The sequence below is a fragment of the Formosa sp. A9 genome, assembly GCF_051200825.1.
Taxonomy (GTDB): Bacteria; Bacteroidota; Bacteroidia; order Flavobacteriales; family Flavobacteriaceae; genus Formosa.
Map to the genome: position 1 here is coordinate 3,211,464 of NZ_CP195158.1, position 18,638 is coordinate 3,230,101.

The 18,638-nt window shown below is 35.1% G+C and carries 20 protein-coding genes; 3 read left to right on the forward strand and 17 right to left on the reverse strand.

Going from position 1 to position 18,638, the window contains the following annotated elements; genetic code table 11:
* The first annotated feature begins 136 nt into the window (after positions 1 to 136).
* From ACR9EA_RS14115 to ACR9EA_RS14125, 3 genes are all read left to right on the forward strand, one after another.
* Positions 137 to 949, forward strand: a complete 813-nt coding sequence (locus ACR9EA_RS14115; RefSeq protein ID WP_435134380.1) for a purine-nucleoside phosphorylase — start codon at positions 137 to 139, stop codon at positions 947 to 949.
* A gap of 138 nt (positions 950 to 1,087) precedes the next feature.
* A complete protein-coding gene (locus tag ACR9EA_RS14120) occupies positions 1,088 to 2,617 on the forward strand; it encodes a carboxypeptidase-like regulatory domain-containing protein (RefSeq protein ID WP_435134383.1) in 1,530 nt (509 codons plus the stop codon).
* A 424-nt stretch (positions 2,618 to 3,041) separates the two neighbouring features.
* Positions 3,042 to 4,532 (forward strand): cellulose synthase family protein, encoded by a 1,491-nt coding sequence (locus ACR9EA_RS14125; protein WP_435134386.1) that lies wholly within the window; start codon positions 3,042 to 3,044, stop codon positions 4,530 to 4,532.
* 79 nt (positions 4,533 to 4,611) lie between these two features.
* On the opposite strand, the gene ACR9EA_RS14130 is transcribed toward ACR9EA_RS14125, so the two are convergent.
* The 17 genes from ACR9EA_RS14130 to ACR9EA_RS14210 form a co-directional block, all read right to left on the reverse strand.
* Complete coding sequence (locus tag ACR9EA_RS14130) at positions 4,612 to 5,391, reverse strand: RMD1 family protein (RefSeq protein WP_435134387.1); 780 nt, start codon at positions 5,389 to 5,391, stop codon at positions 4,612 to 4,614.
* Between the two features lie 129 nt (positions 5,392 to 5,520).
* Positions 5,521 to 5,754 carry a hypothetical protein gene (locus ACR9EA_RS14135; protein WP_435134390.1) on the reverse strand — a complete coding sequence of 78 codons (234 nt, stop codon included), beginning with the start codon at positions 5,752 to 5,754 and terminating at the stop codon, positions 5,521 to 5,523.
* Between the two features lie 12 nt (positions 5,755 to 5,766).
* Entirely contained in the window at positions 5,767 to 6,072 is a 306-nt protein-coding gene (locus ACR9EA_RS14140; RefSeq protein ID WP_435134392.1) for a hypothetical protein, read from the reverse strand.
* A 16-nt stretch (positions 6,073 to 6,088) separates the two neighbouring features.
* Positions 6,089 to 7,063, reverse strand: a complete 975-nt coding sequence (locus tag ACR9EA_RS14145; RefSeq protein ID WP_435134395.1) for a deoxyhypusine synthase family protein — start codon at positions 7,061 to 7,063, stop codon at positions 6,089 to 6,091.
* The gene (gene speB, locus ACR9EA_RS14150; RefSeq protein ID WP_435134398.1) at positions 7,053 to 7,991 is read right to left on the reverse strand and encodes an agmatinase; all 939 of its coding nucleotides are present in this window, start codon (positions 7,989 to 7,991) and stop codon (positions 7,053 to 7,055) included. The genes ACR9EA_RS14145 and speB overlap by 11 nt, the downstream gene beginning before the upstream one ends.
* Positions 7,981 to 9,381, reverse strand: coding sequence for an arginine decarboxylase (locus tag ACR9EA_RS14155; protein WP_435134401.1), 1,401 nt, complete (start codon positions 9,379 to 9,381; stop codon positions 7,981 to 7,983). The genes speB and ACR9EA_RS14155 overlap by 11 nt, the downstream gene beginning before the upstream one ends.
* A 349-nt stretch (positions 9,382 to 9,730) precedes the next feature.
* Positions 9,731 to 10,588: a pseudouridine synthase gene (locus ACR9EA_RS14160; RefSeq protein WP_435134403.1), complete on the reverse strand. Its 858-nt coding sequence runs from the start codon at positions 10,586 to 10,588 to the stop codon at positions 9,731 to 9,733.
* Between the two features lie 63 nt (positions 10,589 to 10,651).
* On the reverse strand, positions 10,652 to 11,557 hold the full coding sequence (locus tag ACR9EA_RS14165; protein ID WP_435134406.1) for a geranylgeranylglycerol-phosphate geranylgeranyltransferase: 906 nt from the start codon (positions 11,555 to 11,557) through the stop codon (positions 10,652 to 10,654).
* A 50-nt stretch (positions 11,558 to 11,607) separates the two neighbouring features.
* Positions 11,608 to 12,537 carry a mevalonate kinase family protein gene (locus ACR9EA_RS14170; RefSeq protein ID WP_435134409.1) on the reverse strand — a complete coding sequence of 310 codons (930 nt, stop codon included), beginning with the start codon at positions 12,535 to 12,537 and terminating at the stop codon, positions 11,608 to 11,610.
* A 312-nt stretch (positions 12,538 to 12,849) separates the two neighbouring features.
* Positions 12,850 to 13,203: a four helix bundle protein gene (locus tag ACR9EA_RS14175; protein ID WP_435134412.1), complete on the reverse strand. Its 354-nt coding sequence runs from the start codon at positions 13,201 to 13,203 to the stop codon at positions 12,850 to 12,852.
* 32 nt (positions 13,204 to 13,235) lie between these two features.
* Positions 13,236 to 14,321: a diphosphomevalonate/mevalonate 3,5-bisphosphate decarboxylase family protein gene (locus ACR9EA_RS14180; protein ID WP_435134414.1), complete on the reverse strand. Its 1,086-nt coding sequence runs from the start codon at positions 14,319 to 14,321 to the stop codon at positions 13,236 to 13,238.
* A 4-nt stretch (positions 14,322 to 14,325) separates the two neighbouring features.
* Positions 14,326 to 14,802: a DUF1697 domain-containing protein gene (locus ACR9EA_RS14185; protein WP_435134417.1), complete on the reverse strand. Its 477-nt coding sequence runs from the start codon at positions 14,800 to 14,802 to the stop codon at positions 14,326 to 14,328.
* Positions 14,803 to 14,860: 58 nt separating this feature from the next.
* Positions 14,861 to 16,075: an NAD(P)/FAD-dependent oxidoreductase gene (locus tag ACR9EA_RS14190; RefSeq protein ID WP_435134420.1), complete on the reverse strand. Its 1,215-nt coding sequence runs from the start codon at positions 16,073 to 16,075 to the stop codon at positions 14,861 to 14,863.
* Positions 16,072 to 16,761 (reverse strand): glycerophosphodiester phosphodiesterase, encoded by a 690-nt coding sequence (locus ACR9EA_RS14195; protein WP_435134422.1) that lies wholly within the window; start codon positions 16,759 to 16,761, stop codon positions 16,072 to 16,074. The genes ACR9EA_RS14190 and ACR9EA_RS14195 overlap by 4 nt, the downstream gene beginning before the upstream one ends.
* A gap of 7 nt (positions 16,762 to 16,768) precedes the next feature.
* A complete protein-coding gene (locus ACR9EA_RS14200; protein ID WP_435134425.1) occupies positions 16,769 to 17,635 on the reverse strand; it encodes an acyl-CoA thioesterase in 867 nt (288 codons plus the stop codon).
* A gap of 131 nt (positions 17,636 to 17,766) precedes the next feature.
* Entirely contained in the window at positions 17,767 to 18,201 is a 435-nt protein-coding gene (locus ACR9EA_RS14205) for a hemerythrin domain-containing protein (RefSeq protein ID WP_435134428.1), read from the reverse strand.
* A gap of 53 nt (positions 18,202 to 18,254) precedes the next feature.
* Positions 18,255 to 18,599, reverse strand: coding sequence for a YtxH domain-containing protein (locus ACR9EA_RS14210; RefSeq protein WP_435134430.1), 345 nt, complete (start codon positions 18,597 to 18,599; stop codon positions 18,255 to 18,257).
* Between the last annotated feature and the right edge of the window lie 39 nt (positions 18,600 to 18,638).

An 18,638-nucleotide genomic window follows, 5' to 3' on the forward strand; every position in this document is an offset into this window, starting at 1 on the left:
GCTTGCGGGCATGCATACACAAACGCTATTATTAAAATAAATTGAATTTATGCGTAATTTCGTATGGAAGAGTTAAATGATATCGATATTTTTGAACTGATGATTCCCATCGGGAAGTAATTTTTAGACAATAATTATGATTAAATATATAAATGAAACAACAGAATACTTATTAAACAAAGGTTTCGACACTCCAGAAATAGGTATTATTTTAGGTACTGGTTTGGGTAAACTGTTAGACGAGGTAACTATTTTACACGAAGTAAGCTACAACCACATTCCGTATTTCCCAACCGCAACTGTCGAGTTTCATAAAGGCAAATTAATTTATGGTGAGTTAGAAGGCAAAAAAGTAATTGTGATGCAAGGGCGTTTTCATTTATATGAAGGTTATACGCTGCAAGACATTACTTATCCCGTACGCATTATGGAAAAACTGGGCATACACACTTTACTGGTTTCTAATGCATCTGGCGCTGTAAATTTAGATTTTAAACCAGGAGAACTTATGCTTATAGACGACCATATAAACCTGCAAGGTGGATCGCCTTTAGCCTTTAAAGGAGTTTCTAAATTAGGGGAGCGTTTTACAGACATGAGCGCACCTTATAACCCGGAGATTAACAGTAAATTTAAGGCAATTGCCAAAGCACAAAACATTACCTTACACGAAGGCGTTTATGCCAGCATGGTAGGCCCACAGTTAGAAACCAGAGCAGAATACCGCATGCTTAAAATATTAGGTGCCGATGCCGTGGGCATGAGTACAGTTCCTGAAATTATTGTAGCCAACCACCTTAACTTAAAAGCGGCAGCAGTTTCGGTAATAACAGACCAAGGCGATCCCGACAATTTACATCCTGTAAACATTTCGGAAATTATAAATATGGCCGCTCAAGCCGAACCACAAATGATTACCTTATTTAAAGCCCTGATTAAATCACTTTAAAATTAGTACAACTATTTAAACTCATAGCAACTTGTTTGCCAATTTGCTGTGAGTTTATCATCTAGCTTTTAGTTAATTAAATTTTAAAGTGTAAGCATAGTTTAGTGTAATATTTTACTTTCACGTAAAACAAGCACTATGAAAATCAACTTTGCCATTGTCTGCCTTTGCCTTTTTACACCACTTACCCACCAATGCCAGACACTTTTACAAGCTAAAATTATAGACTCTACAACCCAAAGTCCAATACCTTTCGCCACGGTATCGTACAACAACATTTCTGGAGTTATTAGTAACGAAAATGGCGATTTTCAGCTGCATTTAAAAACAACACCAACCCAAAGCGATTCGCTATTCTTTAGCTGTCTAGGCTACGAACCAAAAACTATTGCTGCTTTACAATTCACAGATTCTTTAGTCGTGCTCGCAACAAAATCCATTGCTTTAAACGAAGTAATGCTATTTAACAAAAACTATACTGTTGAAGAAATTATAGATAAAGTAAAGGAACAACTAGAAAAAAATTACACAACAAATTACACCAAAAGTACTTTATTTTTTAGAGAATCGTATTATACTTCGTTAATTAAAAAAGAGGTTACTATTAAAACTTCAACTATACCTGAATTCAATCAACAATTTACAGACAGCTTATTAAACGATCTCCCAAACAATTCCGATAACTTTACCGAAATACTGGGCACACTATATAAAAACAACAGTGCAGAACCAGAAGATATCGACACCAAATTAGACATTATTAAAGCTTCGCATCTTTACGATAAAGACAACGAAATTACTGCAAATGCTTACGAAGAAAAATTTAATTCCATCATTAAAAAACGTATCAAACGCGATTCGTACTTTAAAATAAAATCGGGAATATTTGGCACCAAAGAAGATATGGATTCCACAATTTTTGCCGATGATGCAACAAAAAAAACCGACGCATATCTAGCACAACAAAAACAATTAGAAGAAGACAAAAAAAAGAACTTCTTAAAATATCGCAAACAAACCATCAGCAATATAGATAAGCATAATTTTTTATCGGAAGATTCCGATGTAAACATAATTCACAAAGCCAACCGCTATCAGTTTCAACTTTTAAATTATACACATATTAACGACCAATATGTGTATAAAATAGCGTTCGAACCCAAACGCGGCGAAGATTACAAAGGCGTTTTGTATGTAAACACCGACGACTTTGCTGTGATCCGTTTAGAATACACCAATGTAAACCCCATAAAAACGTTTAAACTTTTAGGCATTTCGCTTAATGTATTTTTAAAAAAAGGCACCTTACTGTACGCGAAAAACTCCAACAACACCTATAGTTTAAAATATGCCGAAATAGAAAGCGCACAAAAAGCGGGCGTAGATAGACCACTTAAAATTATTGAAAAAAACAAGCACGTTAAAGGCCGAAGAAAACAAAATGAAGTCTCGGCAGATATTAATTTCCAGATTTCTAACCGCTCTAAAAAAGAGATGGTTGTTTTTGAAACTGAAACTATAAACCCAAACACATTTGAAGATTTTAAAGAAGAAGCTCAAGTAAACCCTACCTATCTGCCTGCTTACGACTCCGAATTCTGGAAAGGCTATAACATTATAGAGCCCAACCAAGCCATAAAAGATTTTAAAAGTTTAGACATAGAATAACCAAAAACAAATACAGATTCAATAGACTAAATCACTATAGGCTGGAAGTCCGATTATTTGTGTTCATTTTAGCCACAAATACACGAATGTTTTCATAAAAACTATGTCAAATAGTCGTGCCATTCGTGGCGTAAAAATATTTATAGAGACTGAAAAGTCTTGCAGCAAAAGTGCATAGTTTCGACTAACGACTGAGACCAATGAATTAAAAATTTATCTTCTTAGTAATTTTACATTGTAAAACAAAACACAAAACACGCTGCAACAACTACTGACACTGGAACTGATACTATTTTTCCCGTCAAAAAAGACATAAATAATCTAAGTGTAAATAAATAATACAAAACGTATTGCGAATATTAAAAGATACTATATTTGCCGCATAAAAAAAACACTCGATATTTACTAAAAATAGTTCATAATCATGATAATAGAAATTATTATAATTGCTATTTACTCTACTGCTTTGGCATTAATTTTTATGTATGCCCTAGCGCAGCTTAACTTATTACTTAATTACCTTTCTGCTCAAAAAAAAGACGATCAGTTACCACCACTTGATGTTAACAACACAAGCAATTTACCAATAGTTACCATACAACTTCCCGTGTATAACGAAATGTATGTTATGGATAGGTTGTTAGATAATATTGCGAATATCAATTACCCAAAGCATAAACTTGAAATACAGGTTCTAGACGATTCTACAGACGAAACCGTTAGCTCTACACGCCAACATATTGATCGTTTAAAAGCATCTGGCTTAGACATTACGCATATAACTAGAACCGATCGTAGCGGATTTAAAGCAGGCGCACTAAAAGCTGGTTTAAAAATTGCTAAAGGTGAGTTTATTGCTATTTTCGATGCCGATTTTCTTCCTAAATCCGATTGGTTATTACAAACCTTACCCTATTTCGAAAACGAAGATATTGGTGTAGTACAAACCCGCTGGGGACATTTAAACCGCGAATATTCCTTACTCACCAGAATTCAAGCCTTTGCTCTAGATGCACATTTTACGTTAGAACAGGTGGGGCGTAACAGTAAAGGGCACTTTATTAACTTTAACGGCACAGCTGGTGTTTGGCGTAAAACCTGCATTTTAGATGCCGGAAACTGGGAAGGCGACACCCTTACAGAAGATTTAGATTTAAGCTACCGCGCCCAATTAAAGAATTGGAAATTTAAATATTTAGAAGATGTAGAAACGCCTGCCGAACTTCCTGTAGTAATTAGTGCCGCACGCTCACAACAATTTAGATGGAATAAAGGAGGCGCAGAAAATTTCAGAAAAATGCTTTGGCGTGTTCTTAAATCTGATAATATTTCTGGCAAAACCAAACTTCATGGTGTGCTTCACCTATTAAACAGCACCATGTTTTTAAACGTATTTATTGTAGCTGTACTTAGTATACCTATGCTTTACATTAAAAACGAATATGCTCACTTAAAACCTTATTTTTATGTAATGAGCTTTTTTGTGGTAAGCAGTGTTATTTTCTTTATCTGTTACTGGTTTATGTTTAAAAATATTTACGGCAGCGGCATCAAGAATTTTATACGGTACATTGGTATGTTTTTTACCTTCTTTACAGTTGCTATGGGCTTTTCGCTACACAACTCGATAGCTGTATTAGAAGGGCATATTGGTAAACGCAGCGAATTTGTTCGCACGCCTAAATTCAATATCAATTCGATTAAAGACAGCTGGAAAGGCAATAAATATTTAAAGAAAAACGTATCTATTCACGTTATTTTTGAAGGCATTTTAACGCTTTACTTTGCCTTTGGCATGTACAGTGCTTTTGTGGTTGGCGACCAAGGCGGCGATTTCGGACTATTCCCATTTCACCTGATGCTCTTTTTAGGATTTGGTTATGTATTTTTTAAATCGTTAACATCTAAAGCCTAAAACCAAACAAGACAAAAAAAATCGGCTGTCTAAAATTAAGTTTTAGACAGCCGATTTTTTTTTTTACAATTATCCGATGCTAAAAAAACAATTTAGCAATAAACATATCGACCACCTCAACCAGAATTAATATAATTATAATCCACTCTAACTTGCTGCTTTCGTTGTGGTCCATAATATCTTTAAACAGCTCTAGATTTTCTTTAATAATGGCAATCCTATCGTGAATAAGCCTGTATCGGTCTTTTAAATCGAATGTTTGTTTTAAGCCTAAATTTAAACGGTTAAGTTGTTCGCTCTCCCACGTACTATCTGGCGAATCGAAAATATATAAGTTCTCGGCAATCTTATTTTTAATATTCAATGTTTTACCTATAAACCGTTTTAGCTTATGGCCAGAAATATCTAATTTACCATTCTGCTCTAAATATTGGGTATGCTTATGCGTGTCTAACAACAAAGCTTCAGACAGTTCAGAATACATATCCAACGCCACAGATTGCGAAGCATTAAGCATGATTAAACGAATCATCTCTGCATCTAATTCGGGCAAAATAATCCGTTGGAATTCTACCTTTAATTGTTCGGGTTGCACAACTACTTGAATATCTTCAGAAATGCGTTCTGTATTATAATTTTTACAAAACGGCAGGAGTTGCTTTAAATACTTTTCGATGTCTTTTGATGGTGTATTGAAAAAACTCACAATGCCATACTGAAAAATATACATATAAGCATTGGGCTGAACTTGATAAAACAGCTCGTCGCTATCCGAAAACAACAATTGCCAATGAAACTGGGCTTTACATTCTTTAATTTGAATGGTACTTGCTACTTGATACGCAACAACAGAAAACATGATTCAAAAATGTATAGTTTTTATGTGTAATCTAGGAAAGAAAACCATAATATTTGGGCAAATACTTTGTAGGTACTTGCCCAATTTAAGGTTGTAATTATTAGCACAAACAGCTAAGTGTTGGTTACTCTAGGCGTCTACCAATTTTAAACTTTCAATTCGGTAAATTACATCGTCGTCTTTGCCTTCTGGCACTTCTACGAAAGTAATTTTAAAGGTTTGGTCGATAAAACTTTTATCGTTCTTTAAATCGAATTGTTTTAAAGCGCGAGGATGAATATCATCAAAAATCATATCCTCGCCATTTTCAAACATAAACGTATACAAACCGTTTTTGTAAGATTGAAAAACAGCAACTTTCATTATTAATTTATTTTAATCATTATCGTCGTCATCACCGTCGTCGGATTTCACTTCATCAAAATCTACGCTCGAATCGTCGTCTGGACTTACATCGTCGTCGTCTTCGATATAGTTTTCCATAGCTTGAGCTAAACGTACGCCTACTTTTACTAAATAAATAGTGTCTTCGGTACGCACTTCTACGGCTTCAACAATTTCGTTTTTTGCATTTCTGAAGGATATGATGTCTGAATCGTCATAACCATCTGGAAATTTGTCTACTAAAAGATCTAAAATATCTTCGTTTAACTTTTGGTAGTCTACAATTATTCTTTTCATATTTTTTAAACTGGGGTTACATGTCTAATAAGTAAGCAAAAATTAAAGGTGCCACTATGGTAGCATCGCTTTCTATAATGTATTTTGGGGTGTCTATATCTAATTTACCCCAAGTAATTTTTTCGTTTGGTACTGCACCAGAATAAGACCCATAGCTGGTTGTAGAATCTGAAATCTGACAAAAATAGCTCCAAAATGGTGTATCTGTACGCTCCATATCTTGATACAACATTGGCACGACACAAATTGGGAAATCGCCAGCAATACCACCGCCTATTTGAAAGAATCCAATTCCGTTTTCAGAATTTTCTGTATACCAATCGGCTAAGAAAGTCATGTACTCGATACCCGATTTCATGGTAGTTGCTTTTAACTCGCCTTTTAAAACATAGCTTGCAAAAATGTTCCCCATGGTACTGTCTTCCCAACCTGGGCAAACGATAGGTAAATTTTTCTCGGCTGCGGCATACATCCAAGAGTCTTTTAAGTCGATCTCGTAATATTCTTCTAAAACACCAGACAGCAACATTTTGTACATAAATTCGTGAGGTAAATAACGCTCGCCCTTATCGTCGGCATCTTTCCAAATTTTAAAAATATGCTGTTGTAAACGTCTAAAAGCTTCTTCCTCTGGAATACAAGTATCTGTTACACGATTAAGTCCTTGCTCTAGCAAATCCCATTCTTCTTGCGGTGTTAAATCGCGATAATTAGGTACGCGTTTGTAATGCGAATGTGCCACTAAATTCATAATATCTTCTTCCAGATTGGCACCTGTACAAGAGATAATTTGAACTTTGTCTTGGCGAATCATTTCTGCAAAAATCTTTCCTAACTCGGCTGTACTCATGGCTCCTGCCAAAGACACCAACATTTTTGCGCCATTTTGTAATTGTGCTTCGTACCCTTTTGCAGCATCTACTAATGCTGCAGAGTTGAAGTGTAAATAATATTTTTCTATAAAGTTTGAAATTGTGCCTTTAGTACTCATCGTCGTCATTAAATTTAATCGTGTTATGTTTTTGTGCTGAACCTTCGTAGGTATTGTCGTAATCGTCTTCTATATTTTCATCCATAAATTTATAACTTAGCATTTTGTAATACAATTTTGCAGCTAAAAAATCTGAAGATTTATCGATTTTATTCGGACAAAGTTCTACAATATCAAATCCTACCACGTTTTTTTCGGCAAAAACCTTTTTTAAGAAATCTAAGGTCTCGTACCAAAATAATCCGCCCGGTTCTGGTGTGCCCGTGCTTGGCATGATAGAAGGATCTAGAGCGTCTAAATCGAATGTTATAAACACATGGTCTGTCATTTGGTCTATAACACTATCGCTCCAAAACTCATCGTTTACCATATCGTGTGCAAAATAAGTTTTATCTGGATCCATGACTGTCGTTTCTTTAACATCCATCGACCGAATACCTACTTGCAACAAGTTTGTAGTTTGACTAGCCTCGTAAACAGCACAGGCATGATTGCAAGACGAGCCTTGGTACGATTTTCTTAAATCTGCATGAGCATCGATATGCAAAACCGTTAAATTCTCGAAACATTCGTTAAACGCTCTAATAGAACCTATAGAGATAGAATGCTCGCCACCAAACAACGTTACAAACTTATTTTTTTTAATATACTTTTTAGTGATTTTATGTACAGCATCGACCATAGCTTCTGGCGAACTATTTTCGGTTACTGCATTGGCCAAATACACCCCTTGTTTATAAACTTCGGTTTCGGTTTCTATGTCGTAAGTTTCCATGTTTTCCGAAGCATCTAAAAAGGCTTCTGGGCCTTTATCGGCTCCCTTCTGCCAAGTACTTGTGCCATCGTAAGGCACAGGAATTAATACAATTTTAGCTGTTTCTAACCTGCCATATTCTTCAGGTATTCCAGCATAGGTTTTATTGTTCATTGTAACCTAATATTTTAAGTAAGTCTTCACTTTTTTGTTGTTCGCTAAATAATTTTGTTGTGATGTTTCCGTCTGCATCTCTATCTATTAAAATATGCTTTGGAGACGGAATTAAACAGTGCTGCAAGCCGCCAAAACCACCAATTGTTTCTTGATAAGCGCCAGTATTAAAAAAACCTATATATAACGGTTTATCTTTATTATACTTTGGCAGATAAATCGCATTCATATGCTGCTCGCTATTGTAATAATCGTCGCTATCGCAAGTTAAACCACCCAACAATACACGCTCGTAAGTGTCGTGCCAACGGTTTATTGGCAACATCACAAAACGTTTATTAATAGCCCAAGTATCTGGCAATGTAGTAATGAACGACGAGTTAATCATGTTCCATTTTTCGCGATCGTTTTGTTGTTTTTGATACAACACTTCGTAAATAGCACCGCCGCTTTCGCCCACAGTAAAACTTCCGAATTCTGTAAATATGTTTGGCACATCTACTTCCTCTTCGTCGCAAACAGTTTTAATTTGATTTAAAATTTCGTCGACCATGTATTCGTAATCGAAATCGAAAGCCAACGAGTTTTTAATAGGGAAACCTCCACCAATATTTAAGCTATCTAAAGACGGACATATTTTTTTAAGTGCCGTATATACTTTTAAACACTTTAATAACTCGTTCCAGTAATAAGCATTATCGCGGATTCCAGTATTGATAAAGAAGTGCAACATTTTAAGCTTCACTTTTTTATTATCTTTAATCTGTTTGTTATAAAATGGCACAATATTTTTGTAACCAATACCCAAACGCGAGGTGTAAAATTCGAATTTTGGTTCTTCTTCCGAAGCAATGCGAATACCTATATTATACTTTCCGTTTATTTCTTCGGACAATAAATCTATTTCTTCATAATTATCGATTATGGGAATACAGTTTTTATGGCCATTATTTATTAATCGGGCTATATTGGTAATGTATTGCGCACGTTTAAAACCATTGCTTATTACAAAGGTTTTATCGGTAATTTTACCTTCCTTCTTTAAATTTTCAACAATATCTATATCGAAAGCCGAAGAGGTTTCTATATGAATATCATTTTTTAAAGCTTCATTTAATACGTGCTTAAAATGCGAACTTTTAGTACAGTAACAATAATTGTATTTTCCCTTATAATTATTCTTTTTAATAGCCGAAGCAAACCAGCCTTTCGCCCTATTAATATTATTAGAGATTTGTGGTAAATATGTAAATTTTAATGGTGCACCGTATTCTTCTACCAATGCCATTAAGTCTATGTCGTGAAATTGTAAGGTTTTATCCTCTAATTTGAATTCGTCTTGAGGAAAGTAAAATGATTGATTGATTAGATCAATATATTTTGTGTTCATGAGTAAAATTTGATATAATAATTACAGTTAAAAACGTTTAAATTACACAGAGAAATCTGGGTAACAAAAATAAAAGTGTTAACTATTTATCAAATTTGTATTTGACTTTGGGTTGTAGGCATAAAGCCATAGACATGTTGGCTTTTAACAATGGCATAAGCGGAAGTTAGCTCTAAAATTCGGTTGCTCATCTTATAAGCGGCTTTTGAATATGACTTCCTAATTTTCAAAAGCCCGAACGTAAAAACACTGTTCATAATGTTCAGCTAAATGCTACTGCAAATGTGCTATAAAAATTTGAAAAAAAAAGTTTTTTTTCAAATTTTTTAAAAAACTTTTACCCGCTAATTTACAGCATTTTAAGGCTAATTATTTCCTTTTCGGTAAGATGTTTCCAATGTCCGCGCGGGATATCTTTTTTAGTTAATTGTCCTATACTTACGCAATCTATCTTTTCGATATCGTATTTCAAATAATCAAAAATTGTTCTAATGATAGTATTGCCCGTATTTTTAATTTTTAGGCCTATTTCTTTTTTTGAAGCGCCTTCTATATAACTAATCTCTTCTACAGTTATTAATTTACCATCAACTTTAAATCCGCTTTCAATCTTTTTAAAATCTTCATGTTTTAAATTTCTGGTTAATTCTATATGAAATAAACGGGAAACCCCATGCTTAGAATTTGTAAATTTCTTTACTATATCGTCGTCGTTGGTAAATAAAATTAAACCTAAGGAATTTCTTCCTAAGCGGCCAATTGGCTTAATTCTGGATGTAGTTGCATTCGCTACTAAATCCATTACCGTTCTGCCCTTACCTTCGCTGGTTGTGGTAGCAAAACCTTTAGGTTTATTAAGTAATACATAAGCCTTTTTTTCTGGACTTACGCGACTGTTATCGTAACGCACCTCGTCGTCTGGCTTTACCTTATATCCCATTTCGGTAACCACTTTACCGTTTACAGTTACCAGACCAGTAGCGATATGTACATCGGCTTCTCTACGTGAGCAAATACCTGAATTCGCAATATATTTATTTAAACGCACACCATTAGATTCCGAAGTCTTAGCATCCTGTTTAGCAGGTGTAGTTGCTCCCTGTTTTTTTATAGGGGCATTGCCTCTTGCATAACTTTTACTGCGTGTATTGTTGGCACCACGCCCTGAAGCTTTTCCTTTTCTGTTACTACCTTGTTGTCTGCTCATGTAAGTTAATTTTTGTACAAAGATAAACTATAATTATTCGATTTATGATTTTTACTATGGCTTTTAAAAAAGTCTGTTTAAAACCACATTAACGTCTATTAACAGCACGCTAAAAACACCCGAAACTATTATAAATTTAAGAATATTATGAAGAATTACATAATGCCTTTTGGTTTTGGAACGCCACAACAACCCTAAAAAAACACTAAGCAAAACCATAGTGAAATAAAAAAAATAAGACATATGCCCCACATTGTATTTTGTAAGCAAAAAATAAGTAGGTACTAAGGTTAGCAAGGCCAGAATACTAAGCATTATTTTAGAATATTTTTCGCCATACACTATGGGTATGGTTTTATAGTTTTGCGCCAAATCGCCTGTAATATTTTCTAAATCTTTAGTCAATTCGCGCATCGAAATGATTAAAATAAGATAAGTAGCATGTACGAAAATAACATGCTCGAAATTTTTATAATAAATAAAAATGGCAAAAAAAGGCACAATTGTTAGGATGGCCGATGTAATGTTACCTACAAACGGCAATTTTTTTAAGCGGTGGGAATACAGCCAAATCGCAAAAATATACATCGAGAAAAACAACACCGCTTTAAACGACACATAACTAGCCATTACTACGGCTAAAAAATTTAAAACAAAATAAAATGATAATTTGGTATTCTGACTAACCAACCTGTCGAGCATGGACTTTTGAGGGCGATTTATTAAATCTTTTTCAGAATCGTAAAAATTATTGATGATATATCCCCCTGCAATAGTCGCCGAAGAGGCCAAAACCAACATTAACAAATTCTCGTCGAAAACGACTTGCCTAACCGGTTTGTCGTGCGCCAATATATACACTGCTGTTACATACTGTGCAATAACAACCATTAGCACATTATACCCTCGAACTACAGAAAACATGCTAAAAAATTTTAACAAGATATGTTTTTGTTTTCTGCTAAACATGCAATCGCGTTATGGTATTTTAAACAGAAATCCTGTTAGTTTTGGGAGTGTTAAAAATTGTAAACCACTTCTAACTTATGGCCTTTTAAAGCTTGTTTTGCTTTTTCAAAATCTTCTGCAAAACCTAAAATATAACCTCCACCACCAGAGCCACAAAGTTTTAAATAATAATCGTTGGTGTCCAGGCCTTTTTTCCAAAGCTCATGAAATTGATTCGGAATCATAGGTTTAAAATGATTTAAAACCACTTTAGATAATTGCTTAGTATTTTTGAACAACGACTTAATATCGCCTTTTAAAAAATCGTCTACACAAGCATCGGTATGTTTAACAAACTGATCTTTAATCATGTTTCTAAATCCTTCCTGTTTCATGTTTTCCATAAAAATCTGAACCATTGGTGCAGTTTCGCCAACAATACCACTATCTAATAAAAACACAGCTCCTTTACCGTCGCTTTTTTGGGAAGGTATGCCAGTAGCTTCAATATTGTCTTTTGAATTGATTAGGATTGGCAAACTTAAATAACTGTTAAGCGGGTCTAAACCTGAAGATTTGCCATGAAAGAACGATTCCATTTCCGAAAAAATAGTTTTTAACTTAAATAATTTCTCTCGCGTTAAATTTTCTAAAACCGTAATTTTATCCTGTGCGTACTTATCGTAAATAGCAGCCACCAAAGCGCCGCTACTTCCCACACCGTACCCTTGCGGAATAGATGAATCGAAATACATACCCGCATCAATATCTGCGTTTAAGGATTTCAAATCGAAAACCACCAAATCGGCATCAATTTCCGATAAATACGATGCAAAACGCTTTAAACTTTCATTAGAGTTTTTGGTAATTTCGGTTGGTGTCTTCATCATTTTTAAAGCCCCGTTATAAAAGTTGTAAGGAATCGATAACCCCTTGCTATCTTTTATAATACCATACTCTCCAAAAAGTAAAATTTTAGAATAAAATAAAGGTCCTTTCATAATCTTCAATTGATAATTAACAATTTATAATTGATAATTATTTTTGTTTTGATGCTTTACGATACTCGTAAGATTTTTTAATAAATAGGTAACTGAATACTAAGATACTCTAAATTATTTAAACAACTGAATACCTGCTCTGTTAACATAAATTTATGCAAATTTACAACACTTCCAGTAAATTGTCAGCTTTTATTTTGAATAACATTATAACCTAGACAAAGCCGCCCTTTCTTCACCTTCAGCCTTAACATATCGAATGTTATGAATTTTAAAGATGTTCATTGACAATGGATAATTAGAAATTGATAATTACTTCTGCTTTGAAGTTTTTACAATACTAGTTAGAATTCTTAAAATTTCCTGAATATCTAACTGAATGCTTAAATACTCTGAATTCTGTAAATAATCGGTTTCTCTTAAAAGCTCCAACCAATATTCTGTTTCGTTTGCTTCTTTTAGCGCAATTGATAATTTATGAATAAAATCTGCTTTACTTTCTGCATGCTCAGCCTCTCTTACATTTGCTCCAATTGAAGTGCCTGATCGTAATAATTGTTTAGAAAGCACAAACTCTCGTTTCTCATCGACCAAAAATTTGTACAATTTGACAATTCTAACAGCAAACTGATAACTCTTAGTCTTAATAACATTATTGCTCTTCATAACCAGTATTATTCATTATCAATTATCAATTGTCAATTATTAAGCTGTTTCGCTCCCATCCCGATTTCATCACAAATAAACTGCCCATTTTGACAATACGGCGCTAATTCCGTAGTAATGAATTTTAAAATGTTCTCTGATTCGGTTTTCGGATATAGCACATGCACATTCGCTCCTGCATCGAGCGTAAAACCAATATGCAAGCCGGTTTCTTTACGGAATGCCCATATTTTATTAAGCACTTCTAAAGTATTTGGTTTCATCAAAATATAATACGGCATGCTGGTCATCATCATCGCGTGCAAGGTCAAGGCTTCACTTTCTATAATCGCAATAAAAGCATCCAAATCGCCCGATTCTAAAACCGATTTCAAAGCCGCTAAATTTTCGTGGGCTTGTTCAAATCGACGCTCCGCAAATGGGTGGCCATGCATTAAATTGTGTCCAACCGTGCTACTCACCTGTTTTTCGCCTTTATCGATTAATAAGATGGTATCTTGATAATTTTTAAAATTTTCATGAACAGGAAACGGATACTTGACACCAAATAAATCTGATGCTGCTGTTACGGTCTCGTTTTCGCCCCAAACTATCAAATCGCCTTCAATACTTCGGCAGGCAGATCCCGAACCTAATCGCGCTAAAAATGATGCTTTTTGATTAAAGAACTCCCTCGTCATTTCAGGATTGAATTGTTTTTCCAAACTCATTAAACACAATGCCAAAGCGCTCATACCACTCGCCGACGAGGCAATTCCAGAACTGTGCGGAAACGTATTTTTGGTTTCAATTTTGAATTTAAAGTCTTTCAAAAACGGCACATAAGCTTCAATTCGTTTGAAAAAGGTTTCAATTTTAGGCTCGAAATCAGGCTTTCGCTCACCTTCTAAATACACCTCGAAATCAAAATTTTCAGTTGCTGTTTTCTTTTGAAACGTTAAACTCGTAATGGTTTTACAGGCCGAAAGCGTAAAACTTATGGATGGATTTTCAGGAATTTGATGCTGTTTTTTGCCCCAATATTTTACTAAAGCAATATTACTTGGCGATTCCCAAGTTACTGTTCCTTCGGAAATATCTTTGGAATACACCGGCGAAATAAAGTGTTGTTCGGTCATGAATTTAAAAATCAGAGCACAAAGATAACAACTTCTGCATGGTTTTAAAATTTCTCGTGGTGGCTGAAACTTTTAATTTCCGTTCGAAAAAATTATTGTTGCATTTGGCTTTTCCGTAACCGGTTTCAGAATAAAAATAAACGCATTCGGGTGTTATGGCAAACGTTTCGCCTGGATAATTTTCGGCTTGTACTTGGCTTATCAATGTAATGTCAGGTTTACTATGCAAAAGCGTAAAATAAGTAGCTAAACGTTTAGAGTCTTCAAACGGATTCGCCTCAAAAACAGCTTGTAATTCTTCTAGAGTTTTCACCAAAACAGGCACTTCAAATTGAAAATAATTAAACAGTTCCTTCTGAATTTCAAGCGCTAAATCCGTGTTCGCTTTAGTTTCCGATTGAAACATAACATTCCCACTCTGTATATAAGTCTTCACATTGTGATAGCCCAGATTTTTTAACAAAATTCGTAAATCTTCCATTGGCACTTTTTCTGTCCTGCCACATTTATGCCGCGTAATAAGGCAATATAAGTTGTCATTACAAACCTGTTATTGCTTTCGAAATAATGAACCCGCCAGTCCAAGCATTCTGAAAATTAAAGCCTCCTGTTACCGCATCGATATTTAAAACTTCACCCGCCAAATACAGGTTTTTATGAAGTTTACTTTCGAAAGTCTTGAAATTGACATCCTTTAAATCGACACCACCGGCCGTAACAAATTCTTCTTTAAACGTACTTTTTCCATCAATTTTGAACACGGCTTGCGTTAACTGATTCGACAAGTTTTCTAACTGAAACTTATTAACCTCTGCCCAACGCATACGCTTATCAATATCTGAAGCCAAAACCAATTGTTGCCATAAACGTTTTGGCAAATCGAACTGCACCGATTTAAATACGGTTTTTTTCGCACTATCTTGTTTTACAGCTTTTAAAACCTCTAAAACATCAGCAAAACTGCGCTTCACAAAATTAATTTCTATATCGAATTTATAATCACGTGCTGCCAATTCCAGCGCACCAAAAGCCGATAATTTTAAAATAGCCGGAGCACTCAAGCCCCAATGCGTAACCAATAAGGGTCCTTCGGAAGATAGATTACTAGATACAATTTGCACCGCAACATCTTGAGCAACCACACCAGGAATACCTTTTAACCTTACATCTTTACAATTGAAGGTAAATAACGACGGAACCGGATTGGTAATTTTATGCCCTAAGGCTTGCAACAACTTCCACATTTTTGGGCTGCTACCCGTAGCTACTACCAATTGTTCACTTTGAAAATGACCTTGATTGGTTTCTACGCCCCACAGTTCCCCTTCTTTCCGAACAGCCTTAACAGCATGATTCGTCAACACTTGTACATGATGCTTTTTTGCTTGATGAAGAAAACAATCAATTATACTTTGCGACGAATCGCTCTCTGGAAAAATGCGTCCGTCGTCTTCAATCTTTAAAGGCACACCACGTTCCTCAAACCAGCCCATAGTATCGCCTGTCATAAATTGATGAAACGGCCCTAACAATTCTTTTTCGCCACGCGGATAGTATTTCACCAATTCCTGCGGAATAAATTCGGCATGAGTAACATTACAACGGCCACCGCCAGACACTTTCACTTTTTGTAAAACGTCTTTGCCGCGTTCTAAAATTGCGACTTTTAATTTTGGATTTTGTTCTGCAATATTAATTGCCGTAAAAAAACCTGCCGCACCAGCACCTATCACTATCACGTTAAACTGTATCATACCAAATCTGGAACATCAGAAATTATTGCATCAACACCGTAGTATTTCATACGCTCTATTGTCTCTTTATCATTAACCGTCCACACATTAACCATATACCCCTTACTATGTGCCTGTTTTACATTATCGCGGGTGACTAAAGCAAAATCAGGGTGTATAGCTTTGGCAGCAATTGTTTGAGCAAATGCCATGGCCTCTGCCACATTCGCCTTGGTTAACACACCTAACGGTATCTTATTATCTAATTTAAAAACGGTCTCTAATTCGCTATGCTGAAAACTAGACACTAAAAAATTGGAATACTGCCAGCCATGATTTTTAATATAATTCTGAATGGTCTTACAGGTTGCTTCTGCTGTAAATTTTCCTTTTAATTCTATATTCAACAAACACGTTTTATCAATCAAATGTAAAACCTCATCTAAAGTGGGAATAGAAAACTGATTAGCAACTTTTAATGCTTTCAATTCCGAAAGTGAATACTTTGCCAACTCGCCTTCACCATTAGTCATACGATCGAGTGTAAAGTCGTGAAACACCACCAATTCTCCAGAAGCACAGCAATGCACATCGATTTCTATTCCATCAACGTTAAAACTCAACGCTTTTTGAATCGATTCTAAAGTATTTTCAGACACATAAGCTTTTGCTCCGCGATGCCCCATAACCAAACAGGTTTTTGTCATATTCTATTTATTTTACTAATGGTCGCATTAAACCTTCCTGTGCCACACAAGCAATAAGCTTTCCTTCTCTAGAAAAAATATTGCCTTTGGCAAATCCGCGCGCGTTTGATGCATTTGGTGTTTCTATAGAATACAACATCCAATCGTTATAATCAAAATCTCTAAAAAACCACATAGAATGGTCTAAACTAGCCATTTGTGTATTGCCAAAATGTGCTTTACTGGCGTGTGGCAACAAAGCTGCCGCCAAGATATTGTAATCGGAAATATAGGTTAAAATCTGTTGTTTAACCGCCAAACTAGAATCTGTTAATGGTGCTTTCAATTTAAACCAAACGTTAGAATAAGGAGGTAAATTTTCTTGTTTTAAAGGGTTAACTACCTCTACAGGCTTAAACATTATAGGCCGATCTATTTCTAAAAACCGTTTGGTTAACACTGGTAAAACATGTCCAAATTGCGTTAGCATTTCGCTCCAACTCAACAACTCTTCTGGCTGTTTTAAACTGGTGTTCATTTCGATTTGATGATCGTAACCCTGTTCGTCTTTATGAAAAGATGCCGCTAAAATAAATATAGCTTTACCGCTTTGGCTTGCTAGAACGCGTCTTGTAGAAAAACTCCCTCCATCGCGAACTTCGTTAACCGAAAACTGTATGGGCTGCTCCAAATCGCCGGCCTCTAAAAAATAACCGTGCAAAGAATGTAATACACGATTATTATGTATGGTTCTGTAAGCAGCATTTACGGCTTGGGCCAAAACCTGACCGCCAAAAACATTAGGACTGCCAATGGTTTTGCTAACACCTTCAAATGTAGCTTCATCTAGTTGTTTTAATTCTAATAAGCGTAATAGTTCGTTTGCAGAAGTCATAATCTCTATAAAATTGAATATTCAAAATTACCAAAATGATTTTTGACCTCCCATTTTAAGCAAACAAAAAACGCCAAACTTATGTGCAATACATAAATTTGGCGCTACCAATAATTACTAACCAACCTGTGTTATCTGTTCTTTTTCATATAATTTTCGTAACTCGAAGCTAATTTTGTTTTTTGAGTATCGGATAAGGTTTTACCCGCCAACTGAAAAAAGGTTCGTTCTTCGTCTTCCAGATGGTGTTCGACTTTTTCCTTAAGATTTTTGGCAATTTTTAACCAAGCCGACGAATCGTAATCGGTATCTTCTAAAGCTTCTATTAATTCGTTTATTTCATGATGCTCTGCAATACCATGTCTGGCATGATCCTGCATCATATCTGTTGAAATTAATGGTTTGTAAAAATGTCGTTCTTCGGCATCTGCATGTACTTCAAGTTCATTTTTTACAGCTTTAAACAACGCATCTCGTGTTTTACTATCGCCCGAGGTTGCTACCAATTGGTCTAGCAAGTTGCGTTGTATGTCATGATCGTGTCTTATGGCTTCAAAAATAGTCATTGGCAAACATTTTAAAGTTAATATTTAGAGCTGGTTTTTCTAAACTTAATATGTTATACAGCCGCTGTTTTAGACTTTGTACTGTTTCTAAAATGTCTGTTTTTGGTTTTTAAAATTTCCAATTTCTTTTCCAGAGCATCAATTAAATCGTCTGATTTATGGGTAGAATCTGTTACTATAGATTCTATTTGCTCTTCTAAAGTCGCTTTTTTAACATTCACCTTTTTAGCCACAACATCGGCAAACTCAGACGCCTGATCGGCTATTTTATTTTTGGTATTTTCGGCCTCTTTAATAATGGTTTTTCTTGTTTTGCTACCTTTATCTGGCGCGAATAAAATACCCATTGCTGCTCCTAATGCTGTACCTGCTACTACGCCTAAAAATGTATTTCTCATGATATTTTGTTTTTAATGATTAAACTTTCTATCACAAAT

Bases quoted from the DNA above. Each gene is read 5' to 3' on its own strand.
- ACR9EA_RS14115 (WP_435134380.1), top strand. From the start codon at position 137: ATGATTAAATATATAAATGAAACAACAGAATACTTATTAAACAAAGGT.
- ACR9EA_RS14120 (WP_435134383.1), top strand. From the start codon at position 1,088: ATGAAAATCAACTTTGCCATTGTCTGCCTTTGCCTTTTTACACCACTT.
- ACR9EA_RS14125 (WP_435134386.1), top strand. From the start codon at position 3,042: ATGATAATAGAAATTATTATAATTGCTATTTACTCTACTGCTTTGGCA.
- ACR9EA_RS14130 (WP_435134387.1), bottom strand. From the start codon at position 5,391: ATGTTTTCTGTTGTTGCGTATCAAGTAGCAAGTACCATTCAAATTAAA.
- ACR9EA_RS14135 (WP_435134390.1), bottom strand. From the start codon at position 5,754: ATGAAAGTTGCTGTTTTTCAATCTTACAAAAACGGTTTGTATACGTTT.
- ACR9EA_RS14140 (WP_435134392.1), bottom strand. From the start codon at position 6,072: ATGAAAAGAATAATTGTAGACTACCAAAAGTTAAACGAAGATATTTTA.
- ACR9EA_RS14145 (WP_435134395.1), bottom strand. From the start codon at position 7,063: ATGAGTACTAAAGGCACAATTTCAAACTTTATAGAAAAATATTATTTA.
- speB (WP_435134398.1), bottom strand. From the start codon at position 7,991: ATGAACAATAAAACCTATGCTGGAATACCTGAAGAATATGGCAGGTTA.
- ACR9EA_RS14155 (WP_435134401.1), bottom strand. From the start codon at position 9,381: ATGAACACAAAATATATTGATCTAATCAATCAATCATTTTACTTTCCT.
- ACR9EA_RS14160 (WP_435134403.1), bottom strand. From the start codon at position 10,588: ATGAGCAGACAACAAGGTAGTAACAGAAAAGGAAAAGCTTCAGGGCGT.
- ACR9EA_RS14165 (WP_435134406.1), bottom strand. From the start codon at position 11,557: ATGTTTAGCAGAAAACAAAAACATATCTTGTTAAAATTTTTTAGCATG.
- ACR9EA_RS14170 (WP_435134409.1), bottom strand. From the start codon at position 12,537: ATGAAAGGACCTTTATTTTATTCTAAAATTTTACTTTTTGGAGAGTAT.
- ACR9EA_RS14175 (WP_435134412.1), bottom strand. From the start codon at position 13,203: ATGAAGAGCAATAATGTTATTAAGACTAAGAGTTATCAGTTTGCTGTT.
- ACR9EA_RS14180 (WP_435134414.1), bottom strand. From the start codon at position 14,321: ATGACCGAACAACACTTTATTTCGCCGGTGTATTCCAAAGATATTTCC.
- ACR9EA_RS14185 (WP_435134417.1), bottom strand. From the start codon at position 14,802: ATGGAAGATTTACGAATTTTGTTAAAAAATCTGGGCTATCACAATGTG.
- ACR9EA_RS14190 (WP_435134420.1), bottom strand. From the start codon at position 16,075: ATGATACAGTTTAACGTGATAGTGATAGGTGCTGGTGCGGCAGGTTTT.
- ACR9EA_RS14195 (WP_435134422.1), bottom strand. From the start codon at position 16,761: ATGACAAAAACCTGTTTGGTTATGGGGCATCGCGGAGCAAAAGCTTAT.
- ACR9EA_RS14200 (WP_435134425.1), bottom strand. From the start codon at position 17,635: ATGACTTCTGCAAACGAACTATTACGCTTATTAGAATTAAAACAACTA.
- ACR9EA_RS14205 (WP_435134428.1), bottom strand. From the start codon at position 18,201: ATGACTATTTTTGAAGCCATAAGACACGATCATGACATACAACGCAAC.
- ACR9EA_RS14210 (WP_435134430.1), bottom strand. From the start codon at position 18,599: ATGAGAAATACATTTTTAGGCGTAGTAGCAGGTACAGCATTAGGAGCA.